General features: G+C 50.6%; 3 protein-coding genes and 2 pseudogenes. 3 read left to right on the top strand and 2 right to left on the bottom strand.

Features of this window, described 5'->3' with window-relative positions; genetic code table 11:
* Positions 1–267: pseudogene (locus AAAU26_RS05145) on the top strand (DUF4366 domain-containing protein); the annotation flags it as partial.
* Between the two features lie 122 nt (positions 268–389).
* Here AAAU26_RS05145 and AAAU26_RS05140 read toward each other — a convergent pair.
* Complete coding sequence (locus tag AAAU26_RS05140; protein WP_156071621.1) at positions 390–557, bottom strand: hypothetical protein; 168 nt, start codon at positions 555–557, stop codon at positions 390–392.
* Positions 558–961: 404 nt separating this feature from the next.
* Complete coding sequence (locus tag AAAU26_RS05135; RefSeq protein WP_097791167.1) at positions 962–1,762, bottom strand: PD-(D/E)XK nuclease family transposase; 801 nt, start codon at positions 1,760–1,762, stop codon at positions 962–964.
* A gap of 96 nt (positions 1,763–1,858) precedes the next feature.
* Between AAAU26_RS05135 and AAAU26_RS05130 the strand changes: the two genes are divergently transcribed.
* The gene (locus AAAU26_RS05130; protein ID WP_227619397.1) at positions 1,859–3,934 is read left to right on the top strand and encodes a DNA topoisomerase 3; all 2,076 of its coding nucleotides are present in this window, start codon (positions 1,859–1,861) and stop codon (positions 3,932–3,934) included.
* Positions 3,934–4,418 (top strand): annotated as a pseudogene (locus tag AAAU26_RS05125) (LPD16 domain-containing protein); the annotation flags it as partial. The gene AAAU26_RS05130 and the pseudogene AAAU26_RS05125, both read left to right, overlap by 1 nt.

The raw sequence follows: 4,418 nt of genomic DNA, 5'->3' as shown, positions 1-4,418 counted from the left end.
GCAGAAGAAGCGGCGGCATCCGGCGAGGAACAGCCCAAGGAAAACAAGGTCACAAAGATCGCATCCGGCTTTCTGGGTGTGGTCGTGCTGATCGCACTGGCGGCAGGCGGCATTTTCTATGCGTTCACAAAGCAGAAGCAGAAAAAGCAGGCCGAAAAAGAAGCCCTTGACCCCGATGCAAACTACACCGAAGACAAGGGCGATTTTGAGATTCCGACCGAGGACGAGCCGGAGGACACCGGCAAGGAGGATAACACAGAAGAATAATTTTATGGCGGCGTTTGCCGCCTTACATACTAAAAAACGGGATGCCATAAAAATAGCACCCCATTCTAATATTAAAACAAACTGAAAGTCATCCAGTTGAAAAGACCCACTTACCAGATGCATTAACGCCTGTTTTGCCCGAAAACCACCCCAATTACGATAAAAATGACGAGAATAACAATGCATAATGCCTTCCATCCCAAAGTGATTTTCAAATCACTGTGATCAAAGAAAAATGCAAACACGCCAAATAAACCGCATAAGAAAGAGATAATGTTTACGATGTTCATACTAGACCTCCTATTTGTCACTGTGGATTCAAATAGGAACTCAGCATTCAAAACAGAGAATCAAATAGACGAACTGACGCCTACCCGAAGTGAACAACAACCGTAAGTCAATGCATCATGGCACCCACCCTACACTCACATAAATGAGTGTCTGTCTGCTAATAGAGTAATACATTCGTCGCTTTCATCACATAAAATAATCGCTCTAAAATCTAGATAATTATATCTTATGTTGCCATAGAACGTTTATATTATCAAATGCATCATATAAAATGTCTTACCAAAAGGCATTTTAGAATACCTTGCCGCCTTTTCACAAAGCACCCCATCGGCGAGAGCGCACTCGATTTGTTCATCTCCACGCATTTCTTCCATTACTCGGCACATAACAGTATTTTATTTTATCAGGCAGATTTCTTGCTGGCAAGTTCTTTGACTTCTTCAATAGACAATTTAGAATACTTTGCCACCTTTTCATAAGGCATTCCATCTGCGAGCATCTCCAAAGCACACTCGATTCGTTCATCCTTACGCATTTCTTCCATTGCTCTGCACATAGTTGCCACTCCCTTCGCATCGTGCTTAAAGTATTGTACCCGATTTGCAAGCACCGGATAGAACATATCTTTTGCATCGGTACAGAAAAAGTCATGCATCAGTTTTCCGAGGGCAGTTTCATCCTTGATTTGAGAGTTCACATAGATGATATGTGACTGGTCGTTGAAAACTGCACCGGTTTCTTCTACCATACGATGAATGTGGTAAATCGGCAATCCAGCCTTTAACACATCGTTCTCCGTGATGAAGATAATATATGTTTCGTTCAAGGCATCATAATTGCTGCCAGAATGAGTGAGGTTTGCATCCAGCAGGCTGCTGTTGTAGCGGGCGCGTTTTTCGCTTGCCCCACGGTCACTGCGTTGCACCTCGATATTATATGCCCGATTCTGCTCATCAACAGCCAGAATATCCAGACGAACGGAGCGTCCCTGCAAATTCTTGATACTGTACTGACCATGCACTTCACGAACCTTCAAATCCGCTCGTTTGAGAATGATTTGAAGCAAAAATTCTGCACAAGCAGGGTCTTCAAAAACCGCCGCCATGAAATCGTCATCAATCAGGCGCAGGCCTCTCAGACGTTGTAAATCCTGCTCGTGTTTACGTTCAAAATCCAGTTCTTGCTGTGTTTTGTTTTCAGACATTGGTTCACCCGCTTTCTTTCTTCTTTCAAGAACATAGTACCATAATCCAATCTTTTTTACAAGATGACACCATTTATAAAAAGGAGTTGATGCTTATTGTCTTATTGCTTGGTAGTGGCGGAAAAGCCCTCTGTCGGGGCAGCTTACGCAAAGGTCCTCGGTGCGACCAATCGACAGGATGGTTATTGGGAGGGCAACGGCTATCTCGTCAGCTGGTGCGTTGGTCATCTGGTGGAACTGGCTCCGCCTAATGTCTACGATGCCAAATACGTTAAGTGGAGCATTGCAGACTTGCCCATCCTACCGCAGAAGTGGCAGTATCTGGTGTCTGCCAGCACCAAAAAGCAGTTTGGCATCCTGCAAAAGCTCATGCACCGCCCGGACGTAGACAGCATCGTGAACAGTTGCGATTCCGGACGTGAGGGAGAACTGATTTTCCGCTTGGTGTACCAGCAAGCAGGCTGCAAAAAGCCCTTTTCTCGTCTGTGGCTGTCCAGCATGGAGGAAAACGCTATCCGGGAGGGCTTTGCCCACCTCAAACCGTCACCTGAATACGATGCGCTGTACAACGCAGCACTCTGCCGGGAACGCGCCGACTGGATGGTCGGCATCAATGCGTCCCGGCTTTTTTCGTGCCTGTACGGTCAACCGCTGGCGGTAGGGCGTGTTATGACCCCGGTGCTTGCTATGACCGTAGTGCGGGAAGCCGCCATCGCCGCCTTTGTGCCGGAGAAATTCTACACGGTTGCCCTGACCCTTGCGGACGGCGGCACCGCATCCAGCAAGCGGTTTGCCCAGAAAGCGGATTCCGAACTGCTGCTTTCCAAATGCCGAAAGGAGGGGCGTGCCACGGTGCAAAAGATGGAACGCAAGGAGAAGTCCGAAAGCCCATCACAACTCTATGACCTTACCGCATTGCAGCGGGATGCAAACCGTCTGTTGGGATTTACGGCGCAGCAGACGTTGGATTATGCCCAAAGTCTTTACGAAAAGCGGCTTATCACCTACCCCCGCACGGACAGCCGGTTTTTGACGGAGGATATGGCGGCTTCCCTTCCGGGACTGGTGACGGACACGGGCAGGGCGTTTGCCGTGGAGGAGCCGATTCCCATCCATGTGCAGCAGGTCATCAATGGCGGCAAAGTCACCGACCACCATGCGCTGCTGCCTACGAAAAGCATGGCAAACGCAGATATTGCCGCCCTCCCTGCCGGGGAGCGGAATGTCCTGCGGCTGATTGCCGCACGGCTGCTCTGCGCTGTGGGCGAACCGCACTGCTATGCAGAAACTACGCTCACCACCATCTGCGCCGGAGAGGAATTCTCCGCAAAAGGCAAGTTGGTGCTGTCCGATGGATGGAGAGCCATGGAGCGGAAAATGCTGGGCGAACTGTTGGGCAAGCAGAAAGAACCGGCTGTTCTGCCCGATGTGCAGGAGCAGAGCCAGTGCAGCGTTGCCGGTGTCGAACTGAAAGAGGGTCAAACGTCTCCGCCAAAGCATTTCACCGAGGACCTTCTACTTCATGCGATGGAAACCGCCAGTGCAGACAGTATGCCGGAGGGCGTAGAACGTCAGGGCATCGGCACCCCGGCAACGAGAGCCGCCACCATCGAAAAGCTGGTGCAGAAGGGCTTTCTGGAACGCAAGGGCACCAAGAAAACCAAGGTGCTGCTGCCCACGGATAAGGGAAAAGCCCTCATTACCGTAATGCCCGAAGAGATTCAGTCTGCGGATATGACGGCTGACTGGGAAGCGAAATTGCTGCAAATCGAGCGTGGCGAAATGGAGCCGGGTGAATTTATGACTGAGATCAATACGATGATTACCGAACTGGTAAAGAACACGGAAATGAAAAAAGGAGCGAATGCACTTATGAAAAGCAAGATTATTGGTGTCTGTCCGAACTGCGGTGCAAATGTTGTGGAACGTGAAAAGGGCTGGTTCTGTGAGAACAGGGAGTGCCGTTTCGTGCTGTGGAAGGACAATGCGTTCTTCAAGCGTCTGGGTAAGCGACTGGATTCCCATGTGGCGGACAAGCTGCTGCGGGATGGGCGTGTCCGGCTGAAGGACTGCAAGAGTGCCAAGGGCAAGACCTACAATGCCACCGTGCTGCTGTCCTGTGAAGCCGATGGCCGCAGCAAGTTTTCTCTGGAATTTGAGGGTGGCTGCTGATGGAACAGATAAAAGAAGCGGTCTACCTTATCAACGATGAACGCTATCTGCATCTCCGGGAAAACGGTGCAGGGGTCGGCTTTGCCACCTACAACAAGGTAACTGGTGAGCCGCTGGAAAGTGGGCAGATCTCGGAAAAGAATCTGCCGCCCGATGGACGGAACGCCATCCCTGCCGCCCGGAACTGGTATCTGTTTGCACTTTCGGACGATGACCGCAAGGTCATCCAACAGGAAAGCGTAAAGATCCTCGAAAACATCCCGCAGGCGGGCATCGGCAGACGGCGCATCTGGGAGCCGGAAACGCTGCCGAAGGATATTCGTCTCATCAACAGCCACTATGACGATCTCTACCGCATTCCAGATGGCGGCGTGATTCAGGTGGATTACCCGGATGGGCGCAGCTTCACGGCACGGCTGGAACATCTGGATGATTACCACTTTGACATGGGCGGTCTGGGCAATGTGTTCCACATCTGCCAGTT

This window comes from Faecalibacterium longum (assembly GCF_040094125.1).
Lineage (GTDB): Bacteria > Bacillota > Clostridia > Oscillospirales > Ruminococcaceae > Faecalibacterium > Faecalibacterium longum.
The sequence above is the reverse complement of the archived record's forward strand: the minus strand, read 5'-3'. Positions and strand labels throughout refer to the sequence as shown.